This window comes from Erysipelothrix sp. HDW6A (assembly GCF_011400295.1).
Taxonomy (GTDB): domain Bacteria; phylum Bacillota_I; class Bacilli_A; order Erysipelotrichales; family Erysipelotrichaceae; genus Erysipelothrix.
On record NZ_CP049859.1, the window covers coordinates 336,831 to 362,072 of the forward strand.

Here is a 25,242-nt window from a genome sequence, read left to right on the forward strand (position 1 = left end):
TTATCACTGAGGTTATTAAAAGGATTTAGCTACATTCAACATAGATGGTGCAATTATAATCATTGCAGAATATGCTTTAATCAACATTAATCCAGTTAATATATCTAACGCAATAGATTTAGTCTAAATCGACAAAGTAAACCGAATATTGTTAGAAAATCACAAATTATATGATATCATTAAGAAGATATATTTGAAAATAATCAGCACTCCTTTTGGTTACGGCTGTTACCTACTTTATCTACTGATTATGAATAATATATCGAGCCTCAGTTGGTGGACTGGGGCTTTTTTATATGTATAATATAACTGTGGCACCCCTAAGTGTATAAAATTGTGTCACACATCCCGACTCGGAGTTATTTACCCATTCACTCCGAGTTTTTTTGTGTAAGCATAAAAAAAGAGCCAATTGGCTCTAGTTTAAATTAAAGTCCGCGAACATTGTCGGCTTGTTTACCGCGTTGTCCTTCAACAATATCAAAAGATACTGCTTGACCCTCATTAAGTGATCTATATCCGTCGGATGCAATTCCTGAGAAGTGAACGAAGATTTCTTCGTTTGTACCATCTACAGTAATAAAGCCGAAGCCTTTGTCTGCATTAAAGAATTTTACTTTTCCTGATTCCATGTATAAATACCTCCTGTCTAGAATAAGTACACAAATAATAACAAAAGGCATTATTGGTTGAGTTTTAATCTTATTGCTTATTAAGCATAACACCTTTTGAGATTAAAGCAAGGAAATAGATTGGTGACGTTGTTAGGCTTATTGCTTATGCGATAACTGTTCTAGTGTCATTATAACGTTTAACGAACTCCTAGAGTATGAAAGAAACATCGATAAGAAACAATCGAGTAGTGTAGTAGATAAGGATGCTTGGTTGAAGTCTAAAGGGGAATATTAGTGAGAAGATTTTGAGAAGAATTATCTAAAATTGACATAATATGAAATTAGAGAAAATCAACTCAAATAAGGGTTTGGTATATATTGATAATAGACAATTATATTGAAAAACGTTTCTCGCCAGCTCCACCATTGATTACAAATGTAAACGTTCAAAAGATGAACGTTTTTTTGTTAGTTAAATATCCAAATTCAGAAGAATTACAAGGGTAGAATTTCAGTAGAAGTAGTTGAGATTTAATTTGTTTGTTTTCACCAAGGTGTAGCAACTTTAGTCTACTAGAACAGTGAAGGTTAGCAGGAAATGTTACTACAAACTAAATGAAGAATATACAAAGAAACCTTATACTTTTACCTTGAATATTATGGTGCCTGAGGCAAATCGACAGTTAAAAGGGCTGTAGCGAAATAGGTAATTAATTAACTGTCTGTATCGTTACATCCCTTTAGTAATTCATATGAGAAACTGCAGATATCAACAATGGCGCAAGTACCAGATCATTTAAATAATAAATCAAGTTTCCCACAAAGTATATCTATTTTTCAAAACAATCAATAATATTCATCTTAAAAGTCAAAAGACACTAATTATTAATTAAGAACACCATATGTTTTCAAAACTTCGTTGTTTTGATATGCTCTTATGACATCGATTGGGTAATCATTGACAAAATCTATATTCATATTTGAAATACCCTTAGCTATATCAATCGAGATTAATTCATTTTTTACAACTGTTGATTCAGAATACTTAATTTCAACTTGTATACTGCCCATTTCAATTAAAAAATTATTAATTGAAATACCTTCGTCAATCATATTTTCAGTTCCATTATTATCGATAAATGTTATGTATTCTAGTGCTTGATAACCGGTACCCTTAGATAAAAGGATATCTGTGGTAGGTGACTTAAATATATCACCTTCATTCCTCATGCCATTATACGGCGGAATTTGCCTATTTAAGTAGGAATTTAGACTGTTGTTTGGAATAATTTTTATTGAGTGCACAATTAATTCTTTGGTGGTTTTAGGGGCAACATATATATGATACCTAACATAATATACATCTGAATTTATGGGTTTAATAAGTAGAGGTTCTTCTAATTTTACGTTAAAATTCGAACCTATGAACTCCTTATCAGTGTGTTTATTATAATAAATTTTTAATGAGTTAGGTATATCTTTCGTTTGTGGAGTTAGTAAAGAAAAATCGTTTTGAACTTTCTCAGTATAACACCCAACCAGTAGAATCAAAAAGACGATAAGAAAATATACTTTACTATGTCTCGTCTTAGTTTGCATAAACATCCATATAGATTCCAGAACCAGAACTTAATGCTTGGATCGCACGATTTTTAATCCATGAGTCATTATCATAATATGATTTCTTTTCAATGTCATTGTAGTTAGTAGGGTTGGCGGATGGTTTCCCATCGTTCTCATAATTCTTAGATAGAGGTTGTCCATATGAATCATAATATGTTGTCCATACTTTAAGGAAAGTCCTCCTACTTCCTACATAAGCGGTTGACATCCAAATATTATTGCTTTGTACCTGCCCAACTCTATTTTTATAATAGTATTTGTTATATGTTTCAGCTGTTACTGGCATTGCTTTATCAACGATGCTTAGAAATCCAGAGATTGCTTCGCCTAAAATTAATGAAACCGTTTTACTTCTAATAGGAGAATAAGTGAGTAAAGTGTTAGCAATTGAATCAAATATTCCGCTTTTACTTCCCATTTTGTAGTATCCATTTGACCATTTATAATATTCATAAATTCTAGTTGAATAGCTTGAATTAGTAATTTGCAAGTCACCATTAATTAGAGCTTCTGGTTTTTGGTAATGTACAGCAATTATTACAGGCTTCGTTGTTTCAATACTATCATTGTCTAGAATTTTGTCACTGGATTGTACTTCTATCTTTTCAAAATAAAATGATATGTATTGTTGATCTTCGAAAACAGAATCAATTTTTTGTTTGGTAGCATTTTCTAATACCATTGTTTCCTCCTTGATGAAAACTCAATATTATTTAGAAATACCCAATGTAGTTATCAGTAATCTCTCATTAAAAAAATGCTTATCACCATCTTTCTTTATTAAGTCGAGACACTTTAATAACACAATAAAAAACGTTGTAATAATGAATTTAAAACTGGTTACATCGTTATCTAAAATTGTATTAAAAATTGTGAAAATCATTTAATTGTTTTTTAAACATTGTAGTACTTGAAAAATAGTTTACCCAGAGGTATTGTTACTTTTAATATAGCATCTCTAATCTTTTTGTCAATATATTTGTTTCGATTACAAATAATTAGTTTTGACGGTCAGGTTCGCTATAAAAATGTTAATGTAAAGTAGGTTTGAGATTCTATGAAAATTTGGCAGAGCGTTATATGAACCTTCAAAATTACTGACATAAGTTGTAATTTTTACCGAAAAAATTAAAGTGAAAAAATTTCACAATTGATTGTATAAAATTTTAACTAGTTAAAACAATTATGTGATTTCAAGTATTGGGTAGCCAATACTTGAAAGAAATGGTATTATAGAAACAAGTTATTAGTAAGCCGTTATGGCTATTGGCAACCTAGATGGTGTTCGCCCAGGACATGCCGATGGCACCATAGAAAAAGAATTAGTAACCACTGAAAGGTGGTTTTTTTCTATGCAATTTCCAAAAAATCAGATGTGTGATCATCTAATATTTAGGTTTCACTACGAAGTACCTTTAACCTCCCAATATAATAATCAATTTTTTGTGGCTTTCCTGATGTCGTAAGATATTGTGCAACAAAGTCACCAGTTACAAGACCTCTATTTTCACAATATTCAATAAACTCATCAAAATTGGATTGACCGTTCTCTGTATCCTCCCAGTATAATCCTTGAATGTACATTGATTCATCAAATGTATCTGTCTGATCAACCTCGTATGCATTAGTAATAAGACCATGATGTATTGTGGTGTAGTCTTTAGAGTAACGAATTATTAAGGATTGATTTGGGTCGTCAATATACCTTTGTATTAAATCAGAATCATTAAAATCTATAGATGTAAACGAAGGAACCTTCCAGCTTACTTCAGATAACCCTTTGTTTTTCAAGTGATCAAAAGTCGATAAGGCAATCAAACGATTATCAATTTTATTAACAGTTCTTTCTATGAATTCAATTTCTTTATACAATTCCATCTTTCGATTCTTTAAGATTTCTGCTATCTCTTGATTGGTGTTCGTTTCGAGAGATTGTATGGTGCTAATAGGTATCGATAGATCACGATAAAACATAACATCACACGTATCTAAGGCAGTTTGGAAGTTAAAAGATCGATAATTAGATTCAGTTCTATCGAAACGAATGAGGCCACGTTTATCCCAATACCGTATTTTAGAAGGGTTAATTCCCAATGCTTTTGCAAGATTACCTATTTTTTTACCCATATATTATCTCCCTTTCAACTTAAGTGTATCACAACACACCTTGACCTTAAACCGACTTTAAGGTGTAAGCTAAAAGAGTATAAAGAGAAGGAGAGTATTTTATGAATATAGGTAGTTGTTTACCTCTAATTGGTAAAATTGAAACAGAGACATTAAGCGTTGCGATATTTCAAAAAGGAGCAGAAGTAATTGCGGAGAATCTTGATGATGTAAACAAGAATATTGATTCCATTATAGAGTGGTTAAATAGGCTCACTGTGGCAATGCCAGGCATGGATTTAGTAATCACACCAGAAACTTCGTTACAAGGTTCTGCCTTTAATACGTGGAAAGCTGCAATCACACTTGATGGAAACGAAATAAATAGACTAAAAGAAGTGTGTAAAGGATTGAAACTTTGGTTAGTGGTTGGTGCTTATGTAATGGTGAATGATGATGAGTATGTAAAAAATGCTGCGATTACAATCAATGATCAAGGTGAGATTGTAAATGTATATTATAAAACTAATCCATGGATTCCAATGGAACCAGTCTCGCCTGGACATGAAATTCAAGTTTTTAATGGTCCCAAAGGGTCGCGAATCGCTACAATCATTTGTTCAGATGGAGACTACACTGAACCTTGGAGAGAGGCAGCATATAAGGGAGCAAACATAATAATTAGAATATCTGCTTACATGACTCCATATGAAAATGCATATGAAATTACTAACAGAGCAGGAGCCTTCTTTAATCATTGTTATGTGGTATCAGCAAATGAATGTGGAATAGATGATGGATATTGTTGGTTTGGTAAGAGTATGGCTGTCAATTTTGATGGCGACATTATTGCTCAAGCACCTTTAGGAATACCATACTTAATGAAAGTAGATCTATATCCAGGTATTTGCGACGCTGTACAAAAACAATCATTAATGGGGGATTTAAACTGGCAAAGTAATCATCGTGCTGCAGCATCTCCTGATGGTAAGGGAATCGGATGGAATAAAGATATGTATTCATTCTTAAAAAGCGATAATAAAGTTAAGGGGGTAAAGTAGTATGTATAATGAACTTTGGTCAATGCACCTATTTATCAAGGCTCTTGATGAAGCAAAAATTGTATTTCCAACAACCAAAGTGAATGCATTGGAAAAATCAATGAATATTAAAGTTCCAGTTGAAAATAATAATTACATTACTTTAGATTCAATAATTGAGAAATTTGAGCCTGAATATTATGAAAGTGGTAGTGCTTTTTTCACGGCATATAACTCAGTGCTTTATCTAGAGAATAGAGAAGAATTTTTAGAAATGAAAAAACAACAGTTCGGCAAGTAGAAATTGAGGCGGAGGATTATGAAACTAAGTAGAGGGTGGAAAGTAATGCTTAGTGGTCTTTTTGGGGAATTTCGCTAGCTATTGTTCAAAATAAAGTCACCCCGATATTATTACTTATCGCAAATGATTTGGGAATATCACTAAAAACTGCTGGATTATTGAGTTCGGTGTTCGTGGTAGTAGGAATCATTAGTGCTTTACCAGCAGCATTTATTGTGAACAAAGTAGGGCCTAAAAAAGTAGGTATTGCTACATTGATAATCTCAATTGGTGGATCTGTCTTGGGTTTATTTGCAGATAATATTATTGTGCTATTAATAAGTAGAGTTATCGAAGGGGTTGGGGTAAGTGTCATCGCTGTACTGACACCGAGTCTGATATCAATGTGGTTTCCCGAAGATAAACGAAGTTTACCAATTGGAATTTGGACAACATGGATGACATTTTCTCAAACCATTTGTTTATTATTGAGTGAACCATTAACAAATAAATTTGGATGGCAAGGTATGTGGTATCTAGGAATCGCAAGTTGTAGTATTGCAGTAATATTATTTATTGCGTTTGTAACAACACCTGATGATGAAGAAAATTACGCCCCAATTCAACAAATTCAAAGTGGCGATACAATCAATAGTTTACTCAAAAACAAAACGATATGGAGGATTGGACTCATTGCATTTATGTTTGCATGTATCTCATTCACATTTAATGTAAGTGTATCGCCATTACTCCAACAGAATCTCAATTTTAGTCTAGGAAAGGCTTCTTTATTAGTTGCGGTGCTATATTTTACGGAAATATTTTATTCTTCGTCATATGGTTTACTAATTGGGAAAATAAAAGACAAAAGAAAATTGATGATAGTTACTTTTTTGTGTTTGGGAATAATTGGATTGTTAAGCTTTATCATTGATACACGATATGTCATTTTAATTCTATGCATATTCATGGTTTTTGATGCAAGTAACGCTACAATATTGTGGGATATTGCACCGATGTCAGCAAGTAATTCAAATGAAATAAGTCTATCAGTGGGGGTCTTGAATATCGGTTTAAACTCAGGCATTCTTATTGCTACACCCTTAGCTGGATATTTGTTAGAATCATTCGGTTATTTTGCAGTGGGTATTGCAATAGTAATTTTCGTGATTATAGGTCTACTGTTAATAAAGAATCTATCAATAAACATAGAGAAAGTAAATTAATATTGGTACTATAAATAAACTAAACAATGTAAAAGGATATAGCAGGCTTTCTCTCTTTTATGAGTAATAGAATTCAGTATTATTTAGCTAATGGTATTGTATAGGATGCTTCTTTGTACTGATGTTAAAATAATCGCCTGTAAGCAATAAGTATAGTATTACTCTGAGTGAGTAAACTTCAAGACAAAGAACAGAAAATAAAACAAAAACAGAAGAGAGTTTAGTTCTCTTCTGTTTCATTTGTAACTATTTATTGTAATAATTACTTCACTTGCATCTTAATTTTATTTATCACTTTGTCAAGAATACCCAAATCATAAAGTAGATAAGCAACATGTGCAATGACTAAAATATAAGCCATAAGTGTAGTCTTTCCAATTCCCATTCCTGCATTTCTGGATTGTAATATCATCATTACAATCATTAATGTAAATATAGCGGGTAATGCGATATCTAGCAGTTTACGATTCTTCACAACAAGTTCGTGATCTCGTAAGGTTGGTAAAATTTCAGTTAGTAAACCAAAAATGATAATAATTAGGAAAATAAAGTTGAAACCAGTAAATAAGATACTAAAACCACTTATACTTTCTGAAATGGTAAAGAAACTAACTTTATAGATCGGTAACATTAGTGTAATCAACGTTAAGCCTAAGTATACTACTTTTTCTTTTCTGGCATTTCCAAAATCTAATACATCTTTATTCATAAATTGTCTCCGTTTATTTTTGTCGTAAATTGATGGTCAAATCTAATTGGTAATCTGAAAATCATAAAGAATTTCATTGAAATAAAACTAATCAGTTTTTGTACTAAAATTATTTATCAGTTTCTTTGTAAGTAAAGAATAGCTTGAATAGAAAACTGAGAGGTGTATTTAGTAGCAAGTCATCCCTATAAGGGACTAATGTTCAAAGTAGAATGCTGCATCACCATAAAGTCTAATTTCAGAAATCTTATCGTCATCAGATAAAACGAAAACATATCCATTAACTTCAAAACCACTAAGATTTCCCTCTGCGTATTCGAGAAGGCGTACTCCATTAAAACCTTTTGTTTCTTCCTTGTTGCCAAAGATATTTCTAATATCATCGATTGAACTTTCAAAAGTAATGTTTCCTAAAAGTTCAACCTTTGCATTATCTTTAGCTTCGATGATTACTTGATAAATTACTAAATCTTTAAGCTTTACATTCTCATTTCCTTTATCCGATGCAAAAACATTAATTGTTGCATCATTCTTTTTTAGTTCAATGAGACTGGTGTTTCCAGCGACTAGATCAGATTCTTTATATCTATCTGACTTCCACCCGTCATTGAGAAGCTCTTTCATGCTCATAGGAACTGTAAAGATTGTACCTTCAAGTGTCATTCGTTGTCCTTCCTCAATGCTGCCTAGAGAAGTCGGTTTTGAATTTTTACCTTCAATGATGATTTGTGAATGTTCACTAGCTAATCTTTCAATCTGAGAAGTGCTAAGAACGCGTGAACGAAGAGCAATTTTTGTAGCTTTTCCATCACTGTTAAACTCAATAGTTCCATTCTGTTTAGGTCCTGGCGCAATATTTACGGCTTTACCATTACTATTTGAATAGGATTCTAGCTTCCCAAATACACTTTCAACATCAGTAAGACTAGAATCTTTCTTAAGCGTACCCATAAATGTTGCATCTGTGTCTACCTTATTAAAGTCTACGGTTACTCCTACGATATATGCATCATCGTATGATATCTCATTAGGTGCAAAACTATAGATCTGTAATTCTATTTCTTTTCCGTTTTTTATTGCGTTGGCAATACTAACATTTTTTGATTTGTACTTATGGTTGACTTCTTTCATCTCCCATCCTAAATTCTTAAAGTCTGAAATTCTAATAGGTAATGTGAATTCGCTGTCTTCCACCTGAACTGTAATGTCTTTATATCCTGATGAATTTTTGTCACTAACTTGATTTGATGTTGTTTGATTCTCTGCTGATGAATCCTTCTTATCGCCACATCCAACGAGTACTAACATTAAAGCTAGCGCAAGTAATAATTTCTTCATAAAAAATCCTCCGAGGTTAAGAATAACGGAAATCCAGTCAACTATTTGTTAAATGTTACTAAAGGTAAAATAAATGTAACGAAAATTCAATAATTTCCAGAATAAAGCGACAAAAATTGCCTTGTTATAATAAACTATATCTGTGATCAGGAATATAAATATCGATAAGTTACGTATTTACTTGAAATAATTTGTAAGTAACATTAAACAAAATTGTAAAGAATGTAATAAGGAAGACGTTTGATGTAATTATACTTTGTTTATGAATTTCATATATAAAGCAAATTATTATCGATTATGAAATGAACTAACACAATTAGTAAGATTAAATCGAAGCTTGGTTTCAACAGGGCTAGGAAAGAATGAAAAATAGTAAAATAAAACATTAAATGCCTTCTTGCTTCAAATTGACAATACTGCACCAAAACGATATATTGAAATCAAGTTAATATACCAAGAAGGGAGATATAATGAACCAAAAATCGGTCATAATACGTGGTGTTAAAGATGTTGGTATTGAATCTCAAGAATTCGAAAGAAGAAATATTGGTGTTGATGAATGTCTTATTGAAACTGAGGTTTCCTTAATAAGTCCAGGAACAGAGTTGTCTAGAGTTTTTGGTCTAAAACAAGGTGCAACATATCCTGTGTATCCGGGTTATTGTTCGGTGGGTCAAGTTCTAGAGGTCGGCGATAATATTGATGGAATTACTAGTGGTGATCGTGTCCTATTTAGCGGACCTCATAGTAATATTCAGTATTACGATAAGAACAAGAGTGATGGTGGAATACTATATCGTTTAGAACCAGAAACAAAAGCAGAAAATGGTGCCTTATTGATGATGTCATGGATAGCGATGAATGGTATCTTACCTGTTGATGTAAAGAGCCAGGATACTGTCCTTATTAATGGTTTAGGGACTCTAGGACTCATTCTTGTAATCTTGTATAAGCAAATGGGTGTTCAGGTTATTGCCTGTGACCCTGAAGAACATCGTGCTCTTCTAGCTAAAAAGTTTGGTGCAGATACAGTTCTATTTGGATCGATTGATACGTTTTCAAGGCGCATAATGGAAGCAACAGATTACGAGGGTGTAAACATTGCGGTAGAAGCGTCAGGATACTCCTCAGGCATTGAAACATGTATTGAGGCAACTTCATACCTAGGAACAATCTTGCTGCTAGGATCACCAAGAACAGCGTATGAGCTTGATGTAACGCCAATGTTTAATGCTATTCATACGAAGATGCTCCATATTATTGGTGCAATGAATCGCCGTTACCCATACGAAGAATCAGTGGGTTCAAAGCTATCAATAAAACGATCAATGAAATATCTTGAAAGACTTCTTAATGAAGGAGTTATTAATTCAGACGATTTTATCAGTCATAGAGTTAATGCGGATGCTGAAGAACTGTTTAAAGCATATGATGGATTAATGAATGATAAGAATAATTATACAGGTGTCATTATTGATTGGAGGAAAAAATAATGAAATTTGGAATCATAGGAACTAACTTTGTGTCAGACTTTTTTATGGAAGGGTCTAAATTTGTTGAAGAGTGTGAAGTAGTAGCAGTATGTAGTGGACGTTATGGTAACGCAATAAAATTCGCTGAGAAATATAATATTCCTAATTCCTTCAAGTCGTATGAGGACATGTATGAAGCAGGAATCATTGAAGCAGTATATGTCGCTACTCCGAATGCAATGCATAAAGATATGACAGAATATTTCTTAGAAAAACACATTCCAGTATTTTGCGAAAAACCAATGGCTTCCAATCGTGATGAAGTCTTCTCAATGATTGAAGCTTCAAGAAAACACAATACGTACCTACAAGAAGGGCTAATACCACTTTATAATCCAAACTATCTTATTCTTAAAGAGTCATTAGATTTAGTTGGACCAATTCGTCAGGTTAACCTAAACTTCTCAAAATACTCTTCAAGATATGATGCATATTTAAACGGCGAAAACCCTACAACATTTAGAAGTGAACTAGCAAATGGTTCAATGATGGACCTAGGCGTCTACATCTTTGGTTTCTGCATTGGACTCTTTGGTAAGCCGAATAGAATACTAAGTGCCGCAACTTTACTCGATACAGGTGCTGATGTCGCTGGATCAAGTATTTTTGAATACGATGGTTTCATTGCAAACCTAAGTTATTCCAAAGCAAGTACTACAGATAACTATTGCGAAATCTGTGGAGAAAAGGGAACTCTAATTATTGATCAGCCAAGTAATCCAAGGAAACTAATCTTTGTAGATTATAAGAATAATGAACGTAAAAACTTAACTGTTGAAGTAATTGATAACTTTAAATATGAAATAGAAGAGATGATCGAAAACGTGAAAAAAGGTAAAATTGAATCTGAGAAGATTCCTCATTCCATGAGTCAAGATATCCATGATGTTCTTACAGAAGCACGAAAACAAAGTGGTATAGTTTTCCCAATGGATAAGTAAAATATTTTTGAACTAATATAGTGAAAATAATTTCATGAACAATTTTGTTAAAAGGTTGACTTTTCATCCCTATAACATTACGATGTATATGAAATAAAAAGATCCTTTAAGTAATGTCCAGAGAGGCATGCAAGGAAAGACAAAACGATACCATCTTTATGTATATAAACGATGAGTCTCTTTCCTTGCGCGAAAGAGACTCTTTTTTATGAGAGGTGGAAACATGGAGCATTTTGTAAGTATTGAGCAATTAGGATATAACGATGTAATGAATCTAATCAACAGAGCAATTGATTATAAACAAGGACTAACAAACACCATCAAAGGACATGTTGTAAATATGTTTTTTGAAAACAGTACTCGCACTAAGACGAGTTTTGAAATGGCAGAGTACCACTTAGGAATGCATGTGATTAACTTTGATGCAGATCACAGCTCGGTTAAGAAAGGTGAGACACTTTACGACTCACTCCTAACAATGAAAGCCTTAGGTGTTAACGCAGCAGTAATTCGTCATAGTGATTCTGATTACTATAAACCTTTAATGGATGTTGGAATTAAGATCATTAATGCTGGTTCTGGTGTCGGTGAACATCCTTCCCAATCACTACTCGACATGATGACAATCTATGAAGAGTTTGGACAAATCAATGGTCTTACAGTTGCGATTGCCGGAGATTTGAGTCATTCCCGCGTTGCAATGTCGAATGCTAAGTTACTTTACAGAATGGGTGCAGAAGTTCTCTTCGTTGGCCCTGAATGCTACCATGAAAAATCACTTGAAAAATGGGGACGCTATGTAAGCATGGAAGAAGCTCTAAACCACGCCGATGTCATGATGTTATTAAGAGTTCAATTAGAACGCCATACAGCAGAAGAAAGCCTCTCACAAGAAGAATACCACCAACTCTACGGATTAAATAAAGACAATTACCCATTGCTTAAGAAAAACGCAATTATCATGCATCCTGCTCCAGTTAACAGAAATGTTGAAATTGCTGATGATTATGTAGAATGCCCCCAATCACGCATCGTAAAACAAATGGAAAATGGAGTTTACATGCGTATGGCAATATTAGAATCAGTGATGGGAGAATAAGATGAGACAAATACTTAAGAATGCTTTTATAATAAAAAAAGGAAATGAAGGAATCATAAGAGATATCGCAATTGAAGACGGTCTTATCGTCGCAATAGAAAAAAACTTAGACGGTGATGTAATCGAGGATCTTCAAGGTAAATGTGTAATGCCTGGACTTGTTGATGTTCACGTTCACTTAAGAGAACCAGGATTCACAGATAAAGAAACAATCAAAACTGGAAGCATGGCAGCTGCACGTGGTGGATATACAACTATTTGTGCAATGCCGAATACAAATCCAGTTCCAGATACAAAAGAAGTAATGGATCAGATTAATGAAATCATTAAAAGAGATGCATTAGTAAATGTGTATCAATATGCACCAATTACAGAGAACTTAAGAAGTAATCAACTCGTTGATATGAAGAATATTGATGCGTTTGCTTATACTAATGACGGTGTTGGTGTTCAAACAGCTGATGTAATGTACGAAGCGATGCTAGAAGCAAAGAAAATCGGTAAACCAATCGTTGCTCATACTGAAGACGAAAGCCTTCTCTACGGTGGCGTTATGCATGAAGGTATTAGAAATAAAGAGTTGGGATTAAAAGGAATGCTTGGACTTACGGAATCAACTCAAATTGCCCGAGATGTTCTGCTTGCTAAAGAAACAGGTGTTCATTATCATATCTGTCATGTCTCCGATGCTGATAGTGTTGCAGCGATACGATTTGGTAAGACAATAGGAGCTCATGTGACTTCAGAAGTATCACCACATCATCTTCTCTTAAATGAAATGGATATCCCAGGAAACGATTCAAACTATAAAATGAACCCACCACTTCGTGCTAAAGAAGACCAAGAAGAATTACTTAGAGCTTTAAAAGATGGAACCATCGATATGATTGCGACAGATCATGCTCCCCATACTCATGAGGACAAGAGTGGAGGATTCGAAACATCACCATTTGGAATCATTGGTAGCGAGATAGCATTTCCACTTCTCTATACAGAACTTGTAATTAAGAATGAAGTTACATTAGAAAATCTCCAAAACTGGATGAGTATCGTACCAAACATGGTGTTTAACTTAGGAAACGGAACGCTTGAAGTTGGTAGTAAGGCAGATATATCAGTATTTGACTTAGAAACACCAGTAGTATTAGAAGAGAAAGAGTTTAAATCTAAATCACTCAATACGCCATTTCTCAATAAAACAGTCATGGGAATGTGTGTCTTAACACTAGTCGAAGGAGAAGCAGTATGGAACGTCTTATAATAGTAAATGAAGAAAAAGTATTTGTAGGAGAATCATTTGGTAGTGAAGCCAATACGGAAGGATCAATTTTTATAGATACAAACGTGAGTTCGTACCTCTCAAACTTTAATAAAGAAGGAATTGCAATTCACACCTATCCTGAAATTGGTTCAGTAGGGATATCTGGAAAAGAGTGTAATGAACAGACAACATTGAAAGCGATGATTGTTAGTGAATTAAGTGAATGTCCATCACATTTTGAATCACAGAATACATTAGAGAATTATTGTCATGAAACAGGAATTATCGGCGTTAAAGGTATCGATACACGAGAGCTCGTTCGCTATATTCAAGCAAACAATATTCAATCTATTCGCATTACAACAAAGGAGCTCGCATGAAAAAAGTATTAGTTATTGGTTCAGGTCCAATTGTTATTGGACAAGCAGCAGAGTTTGATTATGCAGGAACACAAGCCTGTTTAGCACTCAAAAAATTAGGATATTATGTCGTCTTAGTAAACTCAAATCCCGCAACAATTATGACAGATACCGATGTAGCGGATCGTATTTTTATCGAACCACTTACAGTCGAATTTGTATCACGTATATTAGAACATGAAAACATCGATGCAATCTTACCAAACCTTGGAGGTCAAACAGGACTTAACCTTGCTATTGAGCTTCATAAAAAAGGGATTCTCAAAAAGTACAATATTGAATTATTAGGAACTGCAGTTGAAGCAATCGAACAAGCTGAAGACCGTGAGCAATTTAGAACTTTAATGGATACATTAGGTGAACCTGTACCTCATAGTTCAATTGTTCATACAGAAGATGAGGCATTAGTAGCGGCGCATGAAATTGGCTATCCAGTAATCGTTAGACCGGCATTTACTCTCGGAGGAAGTGGTGGAGGACATTGTGCAAACGATGAAGAACTACTTGATATCGTTGCTCAAGGATTAATGCTATCACCTGTAAGTCAATGTCTTATCGAACAAGATATCTCAGGATTTAAAGAAATTGAATATGAAGTGTTAAGAGACCACGACAGCAACTGTATGGTTGTCTGTACAATGGAAAACTTGGACCCAGTAGGAATTCATACTGGGGATTCTATTGTGTTCGCACCTGCTCAAACACTGGTTCAAGATGAACTCGACATGTTAAGAAAAAGCGCATTTTCAATCATCCAAGCTCTTAAAATTGAAGGGGGCTGTAATGTCCAATTCGCTCTTGACACTCATTCTAAACAATACTATGTAATCGAAGTAAACCCACGTGTATCGCGATCATCAGCACTAGCATCTAAAGCAACTGGTTATCCAATTGCTAAGATAACAGCTGAAATTGCTGTAGGTAAGAAGCTTACAGAAATTGAACATCCAATCATTAAGGATCATCATGCATTCTTAGAACCAGTCGTTGATTATGTTGTTACCAAAGTACCACGTTGGCCATTCGACAAGTTTGAAAAGGGTAACCGTAAGCTCGGTACACAAATGAAGGCAACAGGTGAAGTTATGGCCTTAGGACGTAACCTTGAAAGCTCACTTCTAAAAGCAATTCGCTCATTAGAAATGGGAACACACCATCTACGTCTTCGTCATTTAGAATCAATGTCTAAAGAACAACTGTTCGAAGGACTACTTGCACAAACTGATGAGAGAATATTCTATGTCACTGAATTAATTCGTCAAGGAGTCGAGATTTCAGAAATCCATGACTTAACAAAAATCGATATATTCTTCTTAGATAAAATCTTACACATTGTCGAGCTTGAGAAGAGCGAAGATATTTACGAACAAAAACGATTTGGATTTAGTGATGTGGAAATAAATAAAGCTCACAACATCAAACCAGTCTACAAAGCAGTTGATGCAAGTGGCGGATTACGACCATACAGTGCACCTTATTTCTACAGCACATATGATAAAGATAACGAAAGCATTGTAAGCGATAAGCCTTCGATTCTTGTCTTAGGTTCCGGTCCAATTCGTATTGGTCAAGGTGTAGAGTTTGATTATGCAACAGTACATTGTATTAAAGCGGTACAAGAAAAAGGTTATGAAGCAATCGTAATCAATAATAATCCCGAAACAGTATCTACTGATTTTGAAATTGCAGACCGTTTATATTTTGAACCACTAACATTTGAAGATGTTATGAATGTCATAAATCATGAAAAACCAGAAGGTGTTATCGTTCAATTTGGTGGACAAACAGCAGTTAACTTGGCAGAAAAACTTGATCAAGCAGGAGTTAAAATCATTGGTACTTCTGTAAAATCTATGTATCAAGCAGAGAATCGTAAAGAATTTGAAGAGATACTAGAAAGTCTTGATATCAAGCAACCAAAAGGATCCAGCGCAATAGATAAAGATAAACTCATTGATATTGCCCGGGAAATAGGTTATCCAGTACTCATTCGTCCAAGTTTTGTTCTAGGTGGCCAAGCAATGCGCGTTATACACTCAGAAGAAGGATTAATTGAGCACCTTGATACAATCTCATTTGACACACCCATACTTATCGACAGATATATCTACGGTACAGAAGTTGAAGTGGATGCAGTATGCGATGGTGAACATGTTATTGTACCAGGAATGATGGAACACATTGAAAAATCAGGAGTTCACTCAGGAGATTCAATGGCAGTATACCCACCACAAAATTTGAGTCAAGAAATTAAAGATGAAATCATTAATATTACCGAAAAGCTTTCGCTTGGTCTTGGAATTGTTGGTTTAATTAACATTCAATTTATTGTAGACAAAGATACAGTGTATGTTATCGAAGCAAACCCAAGAGCGTCCCGAACAGTACCTCTCATTAGTAAAGTTACTGGAATCCCAATGACAAAAGTAGCGACGTGGGCAATGCTAGGAGAAAAACTAGAGGGACCATTCGGTTATCAAAAAGAAGTTAATGGAGTTCACGTTAAAGCGCCTGTGTTTTCGTTCGCGAAACTTAGAAGTGTTGATACAACACTAAGCCCAGAAATGAAATCTACTGGAGAAGTTTTAGGATCAGATTTTGACCTCAATCAAGCTCTATATAAAGCGTTTGTAGCGAGTGGGTTGAATATTGAGTACAGTGGTAAAGTTCTCTTTACGGTTGCTGATGATGATAAAGAAGAAGCATTAAGCCAAGCAAAATATCTCTATCAACGAGGATTCAGTATTATTGCTACTCAAAACACAGCGAAATATTTTAGCTCACATGGTATCAAAGTTAAAGAAATTTCAAAAGTTTCAGATGATTCAGAATACGATATCTTAGATATGTTAAGACATAAAAAAATCAGTTATGTAGTGAACACAGTCAGTGGTGATTCACAAACAATTACAGATGGATTCCTCATCCGAAGAGTTGCAGCAGAACATAGCATTCCACTCTTTACATCATTGGAAACATCAAAAGCAATGTTCCATGTAATTGGTTCAAAAATCACAACGCCTTGGGAATTGGAGGACAGAAGATGGCAAAATTAAATATGATGACCATACTATCACAAAAGAAAATTGCTCACCAAATCTATGAAATGGTATTAAGCTGTGAGAATGTCACAACAATTCAAGCGGGACAATTTCTGCATATCCGTTTAAAGAATCAAAGTACTCCTTTAAGAAGACCAATTAGTGTGGCTTCAGTGGACCGTGAAAACAACACATGCACAATCGTGTACCGTGTTGTTGGTCAAGGTACTCTTGAAATGTCTCATTACGAAAAAGGTGATAAGGTCGATGTCTTAGGGCCTCTAGGTCATGGATTCGATACATCAATCTTAAAAGCAGGAAGTCGTGTACTTGTTGTAGGTGGTGGAATTGGTATTGCACCGCTTTATCAACTTACAAAAGAAGCAGCTTGGAAGAATGCAAAGATAGACTGTCGTCTTGGTTATGCTAATGACAAGGATGTATATTATCTAGAGAAGTTTGAAAAACTTGCACAAGTTTCAGTTTCTACAGATGATGGAAGTATGGGAATCAAAGGTCATGTATTTACAGACTTTGATGATGCATTAGAATATGATGCTATCTACGCATGTGGACCTGCAGCTTTGAATAAAGCAGTTCAGAGTAAGTTTGAAAATCATCCTCATGTGTATATTTCTCTAGAAGAACGAATGGCATGTGGAATTGGTGCGTGTTATGGTTGTGAAACCAAAGATAAAAAACATCGTGTATGTAAAGAAGGTCCTGTCTTTAATGCGAAAGAGGTACAGTTATGAATCGATTAGAAGTTAATCTTCCTGGATTAAAACTTAAGAATCCAATTATGCCTGCTAGTGGGTGCTTTGGCTTTGGTGAAGACTTTGCTGAGTATTATGATCTAAGTATCTTAGGCTCAATCATGACGAAAGCTGCTACCTATGAAGAAAGAGTGGGTAATGATTTACCACGAGTATGTGAAACAGCGAGTGGCATGATGAATGCAATTGGTCTTAAGAACCCTGGTTTAAAAATTGTGATGGAAGAAAAATTTCCTTTCCTAGAACAATTTGACTTACCATTAATCGCAAACGTTGCAGGATCAACAGAAAACGAATATGTAAAAGTATGCGAGATTGTATCGAAAGCACCGAACGTTAAAGCTATCGAGCTCAATATCTCTTGTCCAAACGTTAAAGAGGGTGGCGTTGCTTTTGGAACTGACCCAGAAGTTGCAGCACGTCTCACACGTAAAGTAAAAGCAGTATCTTCAGTGCCTATTTATGTTAAGTTATCTCCTAATGTTACTGATATTGTTGAAATAGCGAAAGCAGTCGAAGAAGCTGGAGCTGATGGCATCACTATGATTAATACTTTGACAGCGATGAGAATTGATGTTAAAACTCGAAAACCATTGCTTGCTAATGTTACTGGGGGCTATCAGGAGCTGCTATCAAGCCTGTAGCAATCCGTATGATCTATCAGGTAAGCCAAGCAGTTAATATTCCTATTATTGGTATGGGAGGCGTAGAAACAGTCGACGATGTTATTGAAATGATTCTTGCGGGTGCAAGTGCAGTAGCAGTTGGGACAGCTAACCTTATTAATCCTATGATTTGTCCAGAGTTAATTGAAGGATTACCTGCAAGAATGGATGAATTAGGAGTTGAATCAATCGAAACATTGATACAAGAAGTTCGTGAAGAACGCAATCTAAAAGCACGTGATTAATTACACAAATTTCTAATATTTGAACGAATGAGAGATTTAATCTGTTATAATCAAATTAGAGGAGGATGCTGTATGAATCTAAATATTGATTGCATCCGTGACATATTACTATCATATGATGCATTAAATCAAACACAAAAAGAAGTAATATCACAAAGAGATTTACATCTTGATGCCTATACTGATCATGAGATAACGTTTCATCTTAAACAGATGGACTTATCAAACTGTGCAAGTATGAAATTCTCAGAATCTCTTACCTATAACCCTGAGGAGACATTTATCCATGATTTAACGCGATATGGAGAAGACCTCCTTGCAGCAATGCAAGATGAAAATACATTTGTAGAGTTTAAAGAGATTATCGACTCTAAGTATCCAAGTTATAATCTTGAAATTTTCATTTATGCCTATCATTCATTCTTATCTACACGATATGGAATGTAAAGAGACTCTTTAAATTAGGGTCTTTTTTAGTATAATAGTAAGAAAGTAATAAGGGAGAAAACAATGACTGAAAGACAGAAAATGATGCGTGGTGAATTATACGATGCAAATAATGATGTGGAGTTGATAAATGAGAGAAGACGTTGTAAAGATTTATGTCATGAGTATAACGGTCTCTATCCTTCAGATAGTCAATCACAAAGAGCTTTACAAGAAAAAATATTTGGAACAATCGACGAGACTTCGGTAATTGTTGCTCCTTTTTGGTGTGATTACGGTAAGAACATTCATGTAGGAAAGAATTTCTTTGCGAATCACAATACAATTATTTTAGACGGCGCAAAAGTTCAGTTTGGAGATAATGTCTTTATTGCACCAAACTGTGGTTTTTATACCGCAGGACATCCAATAGATGCTGAAAAACGCGCACAAGGATTAGAGTATGCTTATCCAATAACGGTAGGCAATGACGTTTGGATTGGAGCAGGAGTGCAAATATTACCAGGAGTAACTGTTGGTAATAATGTAGTAATCGGAGCAGGAAGTGTTGTAAATAAAGATATACCAGATAATGTTATCGCGGCAGGCAATCCGTGTAGAGTCATAAAGAAACAGAAATAAAAATTGCGATAAGAGGATACTTATGATATTATCCTACTGGGAATGAAGTTCTCCCATATTGATGATCAATAAAACCGCAATTGAGAAATTGCTGATGACTTCTGCTTTTTTTAGCAGAGGTCATTTTTATTTGACCTCGCAGATAGGAGACATATATGTTAGTTAGTTTTGCATTGATTATTATCGTAGGATATCTTTTAAGTAGGGTATTTGAAAGTATTGGAGTACCAGGTTTAATTGGTATGTTACTAGCGGGTATACTTCTAGGTCCATCCGTACTAAATATACTGGATGAGAAGCTGTTAAATATATCTTCGGAGCTTCGCGAACTTGCATTATTAATAATTCTTATACGAGCTGGTTTATCCTTGAATCTTTGTGATTTCAAAAAAATGGGAATGAGTGCACTATTCATGTCGTTTGTACCAGCAATTTTTGAGATGAGTGCTAGTTTTGTGTTATCACAGTACTTTTTTGGATTCTCAGTACAAGATGCAGCAATGACAGCCGCAATACTAGCTTCTGCTTCACCGGCAGTTATTGTTCCACGAATGTTAAAGCTTATGAAAGATGGTTATGGAACTAATAAAGCGATCCCTCAACTTATTCTAACCAGTGATTCAATAGATGATGTGTTTAATATTGTTGTGTTTAGCTCTTTCTTAGGTTTAGGAAATGGTGTAAATATATCGCTTACTCAGATTCTACAAATACCGATATCAATACTTCTTGGGATAAGTATCGGCTTACTCATTGGCTACATATTCTCTTTTGTTATTGATCGCATTAGTGTAACAAACATCACACTTCTATTATTAGCAATAGGGTTTATGCTATTAGGCATAGAGGATAGTGTGCAAGATATTTTCCCTTTCTCAGGACTTATCTGCACAATGTCAACTGCCTTCATGATTAACGCTCAGAAGAAAGAGACGGCTCAACGTGTAGAATCACAACTTAATACAATGTGGAGTGGTGCTCAAATCGTTTTATTTGCATTGGTTGGTGCATTAGTAGAAATTAAGACTGTACATATTGCAGGGGTGTCAGCACTTCTTATGATAGTGCTTGTATTAATAATAAGAGCAATTGGGATTTACTTATGTTTACTAGGAAGTGACTTAAATATTCGGGAGAAACTTTTTTGCATGATTACGGGAATCCCCAAGGCAACTGTACAGGCTGCGATAGGAGGTATTCCATTGGCAATGGGCTTTGCTAATGGCTCCTTAATACTGTCAATTGCTACAATTGCAATTATGTTTACAGCGCCTTTAGGAGCTTTTCTAATTGATAGACTTCATCCAGTATTACTAAGTAATGATAGTGCAAATATAACTATGATAGAAATTGAAACAGTCAAATAAATAAAGTTTATGTTAAACTAAAATCAAAGAGGTGATTTAATGACGAAATACTCAGTAAAATCAACACTTAACAAGAGCTTTAGAGCAATTAAAGACAATTTTTTCAGATATCTGTTTGTCATCGCTCTTGTGGAAGTTCTTGTGGTATTTATGAAACGTATCGTCCGTATACTACTTCGTTACGGACTGAATAAAGGACACCTCGTATCCATAACAAGTGATAATTATCTACAGGTTCTTAAGCAACCGATTGTAATCCTCACCCTGTTTGCTGTGCTATGTGTAACTGTCTTGTTTGTAATAATTCAATTCGCAATATTAATCAGAATTGTTGGTGATTCATTTCATGAACAGAAGTTCAACTTTAAAGAGATTCCGCGATTCATAAAAAGACTTGTAAGCGTAGATATTTTATTGATTATTCCATACGTCTTTCTTGTGATACCAAATATGAACTTTGCGATGTCAATTACATATGTATCACAATTTCACTTGCCAGAGTTCATTGTTTCAAGTATCTTTCAAAATTTTGCTCTCACGCTTGTGTATCTTGCTGGTAATGCAATATTTCTCTACCTAAACATTCGATTGGTCTTTACCCCAATTATCTATGTTATGAACCCAGAAAAGCGTTTCATTGACGCTATAAAAGAAAGTTGGAAGATTACAAGAAAATCATTCATAAAGCTAGGTTTACTAATTTTCATTGGCTGGTTGATTACTATGATATTTTCTGTTGCAATTCTCTATGGAATTCCTGCGATTTCTGCTATTCTTGCAATGCAATTTCCATCAATTCCTCGCGTAATCTTAATCGCAATTGACACTAGTGCCATCGTACTCTTAATCATAGCGATATCTATGTGGATGATTCTCTCAATACAGATGATTGTAGTTCGTTATTATGAAATTACGGAAAGTTCTGAATATCATAGAAAAAGTTATAAACGCAGTGGGCTTGCAAAAATACTCGTGCTAACAGGAATCACTGGGTTTTATATCTTGTCTTTCGTATATATCTACTTTGATATGGGGAGAATGGATGAAAAATCAGAAACATTAATTATTTCTCACCGTGCCGAATCACCTGGAACGATTGAAAATACAATCGAAGCATTAACTAAGGTGAATGAGTTTAAACCTGATTATGTAGAAATTGATGTACAGATTACTAAAGATGATGAAATCGTTGTATATCATGATTTTAACACCAAAAGATTAGGATCGAAAAACGTTAAAATAGCTCAATCAACTCTAGAAGAACTACAGAGTATTGAGTTAAGCAAAGATGGTATAAAGTCAAAAATCCCTACATTTGAAGAGTTTGTAATCAAAGCAAAAGAATTAAATCAAAGTCTGTTGATAGAATTTAAAGCAGAGACTTTCAATAATCCCTTATTAACAGAAAAAGTTACAGATATTCTAAATCGTCACGATATGTTTAAAATGAGTACATTCCAATCACTCGACAAAAAGACGATTACTGAATATGAAGCCAAATATCCCAACGCAGAAACTGGATTTATTCTTGGTATCAACTTTGGTGAACTTGAAATACTCAATGTTGATTTTTATTCTCTGGAAGATTCTTCGATTACAGATGATGTGGTTCAAAGCATTATTTCTAACGATAAAGGACTTCTAGTGTGGACAATCAATGATGACTTAAGACTCCGTCACTACTTCATGTCATATCTTTCTGGTGTCATAACCGATGATGTAGAAATTGCTCAAGAAGTTAAAAAAAGTGTACAAGAGATCTCATCGTTTGAGATTCTTGTGTACGAAATAATGAGATAATAAAAGGCTCGACGAATCGAGCCTTACTTTTGTGATTTATTGGTTTCAATATCTATTTGCTGGCGAATCGCTAGCATTTTTTTATCTGTTTCCGCAATTGTTTCTGCGCATTCTTTTAAGTCATTTGAAACTTCTTCAATATTGCCTAAATCTTTCTTATAACGAATCTCATGTTCTAAGCTTGCCCAAAAGTCCATTGCGATAGTGCGAATTTGAATTTCGACCTTACACATCACTTTGCCTTCTGATAAGAAAACAGGGATCGCTACAATCATGTGTAAGCTCCGGTAGCCATTAGGCTTAGGATTACTAATGTAGTCTTTTGTTTCTAGAACATTAATATCGTCTTGTTGTGCAATCATTTTAGCTAAAGTATAAATATCATCAATATATGAACAAATGACACGAACTCCAGCAACATCGTCAAGATTTTCTTCGACTGACTCTACAGATACTGGGAAATTATAGCGAATAAGTTTATCAACAATACTTTGAGGTTTCTTTACACGGGATTTAATAACGGCTATCGGGTTACGTGGGTTGAATACACCCATTTCACGATCTAAAATATTTAGTTTAGTTGTTATTTCCTCAACAGCACATTCATAACGTAACATCATATGACGAAACTTAACAGCTTGTTGGATAAAGAGTGCAGGGATCTTAAACACCTGATCTCTGTTAATGGTTACTTCATGTTTTTGTGACATAGAATCACTCCTTCATTCCTTATTGTATCAAATTTTGGGATAAGAAAAAGAGCCTCAGCTCTTATTTCATAATAACATCGTAATGTGGTTCGTAACCATCTTCACGCATTGTGATATCTAAGTCCTTGTCTGAGAAGAACCATTCATCGAATCGTTCTACATAGAAGTTAATACCTTCAACGGTTACAAGAGTTAGTGGATCGGTAGGGTCTTGTTTATGGATTGCAAAAGAGAATCCTCCGTGAGGGCCGTAAACTTTTCCAAAGAATTTTATGCTGTCTCCAGGAACTAAGTCAAGTTCTTTAATATACCATTGTGCAGCTTCTTTTGATACTGTTAATTTCATAAAATCACCTCTATGTCTATGGTATCACAGTTACTCATAATATTTTGGCTTAATGCCTAATTAAACGAGTTAAATTAATCGTTTCTCAAAGCCACCATCGACTTTAAGATTCTTTGTAATAATAATAAACGCTTTAGGGTCATGTTTCTTAATCATTTTCTTAATATCTTCTATTTCTGACTGAGCCACGATTGTCACAAATACATCTACTTCTGATCCAGTGTAAGCACCAAATCCAGGCCAATGTGTCACTCCACGCCTTAGGTTATTCATTATTTCATGTTTAACCTCAGGGTTCTTAGTAAAGACCATAACGCTTGCTTCAAGATTGTGTTCGTGGAATTTATCTAAGCAATATGAGAATACGAATGAATAAACCAATGAATATAATGCGATTTGAGCATCATAGATAATAAAACAAATTGCGTAAATAATACAGTTAATAGTGAGGTAAAGTTTACCAAGACTACCTTTGTTTTTCTGTGAAAAGTAGAATCCAATTACATCCAATCCACCAGCAGAACCCTTTGCACGATACGTTAGTGAACATCCATATGCACCAAGAACACCAGCTAAAGCAATTGCAATAAATACATCACCTACAATAGGCTGTGAAGGAACAGGAATAAATGTTAAGGATACAGATTGGAAGAAAATACTAATAAGGCTAAGTTTTACAAAGTTTTGTGATAATTTATTCCAAGCAAAGATAAATATTGGAATATTTAAAGCGAAATATATCGTACCAGTTGGATCAATTGATAAATTGAGTTTAAATAGTGCGAATACTGCATCTCTCAACAATTGAGCAATCCCGGTTAACCCTCCGTTATAAATCGCCGCAGGAATGAGTAATGTGTTGACAGAAACAGCAAACAAGATAGAGCCTACAATAGTAAGCAAAACTCGACGTGTCATTTTCATGGTCCTATTATATCATCAAGCATGAATAAGGGATACAAAGAAATTTCAAATATAGGCTAAGTAGGCTAGTAGAAAATAGTATATAATATATAAGTAAATTAGAACTGTACGT

The 25,242-nt window shown here is 34.4% G+C and carries 23 protein-coding genes, 1 pseudogene and 1 riboswitch; of the genes and pseudogenes, 15 read left to right on the plus strand and 9 right to left on the minus strand.

The window, feature by feature from the left end:
• Positions 1-428: 428 nt before the first annotated feature.
• The 4 genes from G7059_RS01870 to G7059_RS01885 form a co-directional block, all read right to left on the minus strand.
• Complete coding sequence (locus G7059_RS01870) at positions 429-632, minus strand: cold-shock protein (protein ID WP_166080399.1); 204 nt, start codon at positions 630-632, stop codon at positions 429-431.
• A gap of 867 nt (positions 633-1,499) precedes the next feature.
• Positions 1,500-2,165, minus strand: coding sequence for a hypothetical protein (locus G7059_RS01875; RefSeq protein ID WP_166080400.1), 666 nt, complete (start codon positions 2,163-2,165; stop codon positions 1,500-1,502).
• 37 nt (positions 2,166-2,202) lie between these two features.
• Entirely contained in the window at positions 2,203-2,919 is a 717-nt protein-coding gene (locus G7059_RS01880) for a hypothetical protein (protein WP_166080401.1), read from the minus strand.
• 710 nt (positions 2,920-3,629) lie between these two features.
• Complete coding sequence (locus G7059_RS01885) at positions 3,630-4,364, minus strand: MerR family transcriptional regulator (RefSeq protein ID WP_166080402.1); 735 nt, start codon at positions 4,362-4,364, stop codon at positions 3,630-3,632.
• Positions 4,365-4,465: 101 nt separating this feature from the next.
• Here G7059_RS01885 and G7059_RS01890 point away from each other — a divergent pair, with 101 nt between their 5' ends.
• From G7059_RS01890 to G7059_RS01900, 3 genes are all read left to right on the plus strand, one after another.
• Entirely contained in the window at positions 4,466-5,404 is a 939-nt protein-coding gene (locus G7059_RS01890; RefSeq protein WP_166080403.1) for a nitrilase-related carbon-nitrogen hydrolase, read from the plus strand.
• Position 5,405: 1 nt separating this feature from the next.
• A complete protein-coding gene (locus G7059_RS01895; protein WP_166080404.1) occupies positions 5,406-5,684 on the plus strand; it encodes a hypothetical protein in 279 nt (92 codons plus the stop codon).
• 80 nt (positions 5,685-5,764) lie between these two features.
• Positions 5,765-6,889, plus strand: a complete 1,125-nt coding sequence (locus G7059_RS01900; protein WP_255489647.1) for a CynX/NimT family MFS transporter — start codon at positions 5,765-5,767, stop codon at positions 6,887-6,889.
• A 262-nt stretch (positions 6,890-7,151) separates the two neighbouring features.
• Here the strand turns inward: G7059_RS01900 and G7059_RS01905 are convergent, their stop codons facing one another.
• On the minus strand, positions 7,152-7,598 hold the full coding sequence (locus G7059_RS01905; RefSeq protein WP_166080406.1) for a hypothetical protein: 447 nt from the start codon (positions 7,596-7,598) through the stop codon (positions 7,152-7,154).
• A gap of 195 nt (positions 7,599-7,793) precedes the next feature.
• Complete coding sequence (locus tag G7059_RS01910; protein WP_166080407.1) at positions 7,794-8,936, minus strand: hypothetical protein; 1,143 nt, start codon at positions 8,934-8,936, stop codon at positions 7,794-7,796.
• Between the two features lie 470 nt (positions 8,937-9,406).
• Here G7059_RS01910 and G7059_RS01915 point away from each other — a divergent pair, with 470 nt between their 5' ends.
• From G7059_RS01915 to G7059_RS01970, 12 genes and pseudogenes are all read left to right on the plus strand, one after another.
• Complete coding sequence (locus G7059_RS01915; protein ID WP_166080408.1) at positions 9,407-10,429, plus strand: zinc-binding alcohol dehydrogenase; 1,023 nt, start codon at positions 9,407-9,409, stop codon at positions 10,427-10,429.
• Entirely contained in the window at positions 10,429-11,409 is a 981-nt protein-coding gene (locus G7059_RS01920) for a Gfo/Idh/MocA family protein (protein ID WP_166080409.1), read from the plus strand. The genes G7059_RS01915 and G7059_RS01920 overlap by 1 nt, the downstream gene beginning before the upstream one ends.
• A gap of 223 nt (positions 11,410-11,632) precedes the next feature.
• Positions 11,633-12,508, plus strand: a complete 876-nt coding sequence (locus tag G7059_RS01925) for an aspartate carbamoyltransferase catalytic subunit (protein ID WP_166080410.1) — start codon at positions 11,633-11,635, stop codon at positions 12,506-12,508.
• A gap of 1 nt (position 12,509) precedes the next feature.
• Complete coding sequence (locus G7059_RS01930) at positions 12,510-13,769, plus strand: dihydroorotase (protein ID WP_166080411.1); 1,260 nt, start codon at positions 12,510-12,512, stop codon at positions 13,767-13,769.
• Positions 13,754-14,149, plus strand: a complete 396-nt coding sequence (locus G7059_RS01935; RefSeq protein WP_166080412.1) for a carbamoyl-phosphate synthase domain-containing protein — start codon at positions 13,754-13,756, stop codon at positions 14,147-14,149. The genes G7059_RS01930 and G7059_RS01935 overlap by 16 nt, the downstream gene beginning before the upstream one ends.
• Positions 14,146-17,244 (plus strand): carbamoyl-phosphate synthase large subunit, encoded by a 3,099-nt coding sequence (gene carB / locus G7059_RS01940; RefSeq protein WP_166080413.1) that lies wholly within the window; start codon positions 14,146-14,148, stop codon positions 17,242-17,244. The genes G7059_RS01935 and carB overlap by 4 nt, the downstream gene beginning before the upstream one ends.
• Positions 17,232-17,984: a dihydroorotate dehydrogenase electron transfer subunit gene (locus G7059_RS01945; RefSeq protein WP_166080414.1), complete on the plus strand. Its 753-nt coding sequence runs from the start codon at positions 17,232-17,234 to the stop codon at positions 17,982-17,984. The genes carB and G7059_RS01945 overlap by 13 nt, the downstream gene beginning before the upstream one ends.
• A pseudogene (locus G7059_RS01950) lies at positions 17,981-18,915 on the plus strand (dihydroorotate dehydrogenase). Before G7059_RS01945 ends, G7059_RS01950 begins: the two are co-directional and overlap by 4 nt.
• Before the next feature lie 72 nt (positions 18,916-18,987).
• Entirely contained in the window at positions 18,988-19,362 is a 375-nt protein-coding gene (locus G7059_RS01955; protein ID WP_166080415.1) for a DUF2513 domain-containing protein, read from the plus strand.
• A gap of 63 nt (positions 19,363-19,425) precedes the next feature.
• Positions 19,426-19,983 carry a sugar O-acetyltransferase gene (locus G7059_RS01960; RefSeq protein WP_166080416.1) on the plus strand — a complete coding sequence of 186 codons (558 nt, stop codon included), beginning with the start codon at positions 19,426-19,428 and terminating at the stop codon, positions 19,981-19,983.
• A 29-nt stretch (positions 19,984-20,012) separates the two neighbouring features.
• Positions 20,013-20,094, plus strand: a riboswitch (Fluoride riboswitch).
• Positions 20,095-20,138: 44 nt separating this feature from the next.
• Positions 20,139-21,350 (plus strand): sodium:proton antiporter, encoded by a 1,212-nt coding sequence (locus G7059_RS01965; protein ID WP_166080417.1) that lies wholly within the window; start codon positions 20,139-20,141, stop codon positions 21,348-21,350.
• 39 nt (positions 21,351-21,389) lie between these two features.
• Positions 21,390-23,150, plus strand: a complete 1,761-nt coding sequence (locus tag G7059_RS01970) for a glycerophosphoryl diester phosphodiesterase membrane domain-containing protein (RefSeq protein WP_166080418.1) — start codon at positions 21,390-21,392, stop codon at positions 23,148-23,150.
• A 23-nt stretch (positions 23,151-23,173) separates the two neighbouring features.
• On the opposite strand, the gene G7059_RS01975 is transcribed toward G7059_RS01970, so the two are convergent.
• The 3 genes from G7059_RS01975 to G7059_RS01985 form a co-directional block, all read right to left on the minus strand.
• A complete protein-coding gene (locus G7059_RS01975) occupies positions 23,174-23,860 on the minus strand; it encodes a GTP pyrophosphokinase family protein (RefSeq protein WP_166080419.1) in 687 nt (228 codons plus the stop codon).
• 61 nt (positions 23,861-23,921) lie between these two features.
• Positions 23,922-24,206, minus strand: coding sequence for a HesB/YadR/YfhF family protein (locus G7059_RS01980; protein ID WP_166080420.1), 285 nt, complete (start codon positions 24,204-24,206; stop codon positions 23,922-23,924).
• 69 nt (positions 24,207-24,275) lie between these two features.
• Entirely contained in the window at positions 24,276-25,130 is an 855-nt protein-coding gene (locus G7059_RS01985) for a YitT family protein (RefSeq protein WP_166080421.1), read from the minus strand.
• Positions 25,131-25,242 lie beyond the last annotated feature (112 nt).

What these genes read in the sequence shown, in the direction of transcription:
- G7059_RS01870 (WP_166080399.1), bottom strand. Translation starts at nt 632, where the DNA reads ATGGAATCAGGAAAAGTAAAATTCTTTAATGCAGACAAAGGCTTCGGC.
- G7059_RS01880 (WP_166080401.1), bottom strand. Translation starts at nt 2,919, where the DNA reads ATGGTATTAGAAAATGCTACCAAACAAAAAATTGATTCTGTTTTCGAA.
- G7059_RS01885 (WP_166080402.1), bottom strand. Translation starts at nt 4,364, where the DNA reads ATGGGTAAAAAAATAGGTAATCTTGCAAAAGCATTGGGAATTAACCCT.
- G7059_RS01890 (WP_166080403.1), top strand. Translation starts at nt 4,466, where the DNA reads ATGAATATAGGTAGTTGTTTACCTCTAATTGGTAAAATTGAAACAGAG.
- G7059_RS01895 (WP_166080404.1), top strand. Translation starts at nt 5,406, where the DNA reads ATGTATAATGAACTTTGGTCAATGCACCTATTTATCAAGGCTCTTGAT.
- G7059_RS01905 (WP_166080406.1), bottom strand. Translation starts at nt 7,598, where the DNA reads ATGAATAAAGATGTATTAGATTTTGGAAATGCCAGAAAAGAAAAAGTA.
- G7059_RS01910 (WP_166080407.1), bottom strand. Translation starts at nt 8,936, where the DNA reads ATGAAGAAATTATTACTTGCGCTAGCTTTAATGTTAGTACTCGTTGGA.
- G7059_RS01915 (WP_166080408.1), top strand. Translation starts at nt 9,407, where the DNA reads ATGAACCAAAAATCGGTCATAATACGTGGTGTTAAAGATGTTGGTATT.
- G7059_RS01920 (WP_166080409.1), top strand. Translation starts at nt 10,429, where the DNA reads ATGAAATTTGGAATCATAGGAACTAACTTTGTGTCAGACTTTTTTATG.
- G7059_RS01925 (WP_166080410.1), top strand. Translation starts at nt 11,633, where the DNA reads ATGGAGCATTTTGTAAGTATTGAGCAATTAGGATATAACGATGTAATG.
- G7059_RS01930 (WP_166080411.1), top strand. Translation starts at nt 12,510, where the DNA reads ATGAGACAAATACTTAAGAATGCTTTTATAATAAAAAAAGGAAATGAA.
- G7059_RS01935 (WP_166080412.1), top strand. Translation starts at nt 13,754, where the DNA reads ATGGAACGTCTTATAATAGTAAATGAAGAAAAAGTATTTGTAGGAGAA.
- carB (WP_166080413.1), top strand. Translation starts at nt 14,146, where the DNA reads ATGAAAAAAGTATTAGTTATTGGTTCAGGTCCAATTGTTATTGGACAA.
- G7059_RS01945 (WP_166080414.1), top strand. Translation starts at nt 17,232, where the DNA reads ATGGCAAAATTAAATATGATGACCATACTATCACAAAAGAAAATTGCT.
- G7059_RS01955 (WP_166080415.1), top strand. Translation starts at nt 18,988, where the DNA reads ATGAATCTAAATATTGATTGCATCCGTGACATATTACTATCATATGAT.
- G7059_RS01960 (WP_166080416.1), top strand. Translation starts at nt 19,426, where the DNA reads ATGACTGAAAGACAGAAAATGATGCGTGGTGAATTATACGATGCAAAT.
- G7059_RS01965 (WP_166080417.1), top strand. Translation starts at nt 20,139, where the DNA reads ATGTTAGTTAGTTTTGCATTGATTATTATCGTAGGATATCTTTTAAGT.
- G7059_RS01970 (WP_166080418.1), top strand. Translation starts at nt 21,390, where the DNA reads ATGACGAAATACTCAGTAAAATCAACACTTAACAAGAGCTTTAGAGCA.
- G7059_RS01975 (WP_166080419.1), bottom strand. Translation starts at nt 23,860, where the DNA reads ATGTCACAAAAACATGAAGTAACCATTAACAGAGATCAGGTGTTTAAG.
- G7059_RS01980 (WP_166080420.1), bottom strand. Translation starts at nt 24,206, where the DNA reads ATGAAATTAACAGTATCAAAAGAAGCTGCACAATGGTATATTAAAGAA.
- G7059_RS01985 (WP_166080421.1), bottom strand. Translation starts at nt 25,130, where the DNA reads ATGAAAATGACACGTCGAGTTTTGCTTACTATTGTAGGCTCTATCTTG.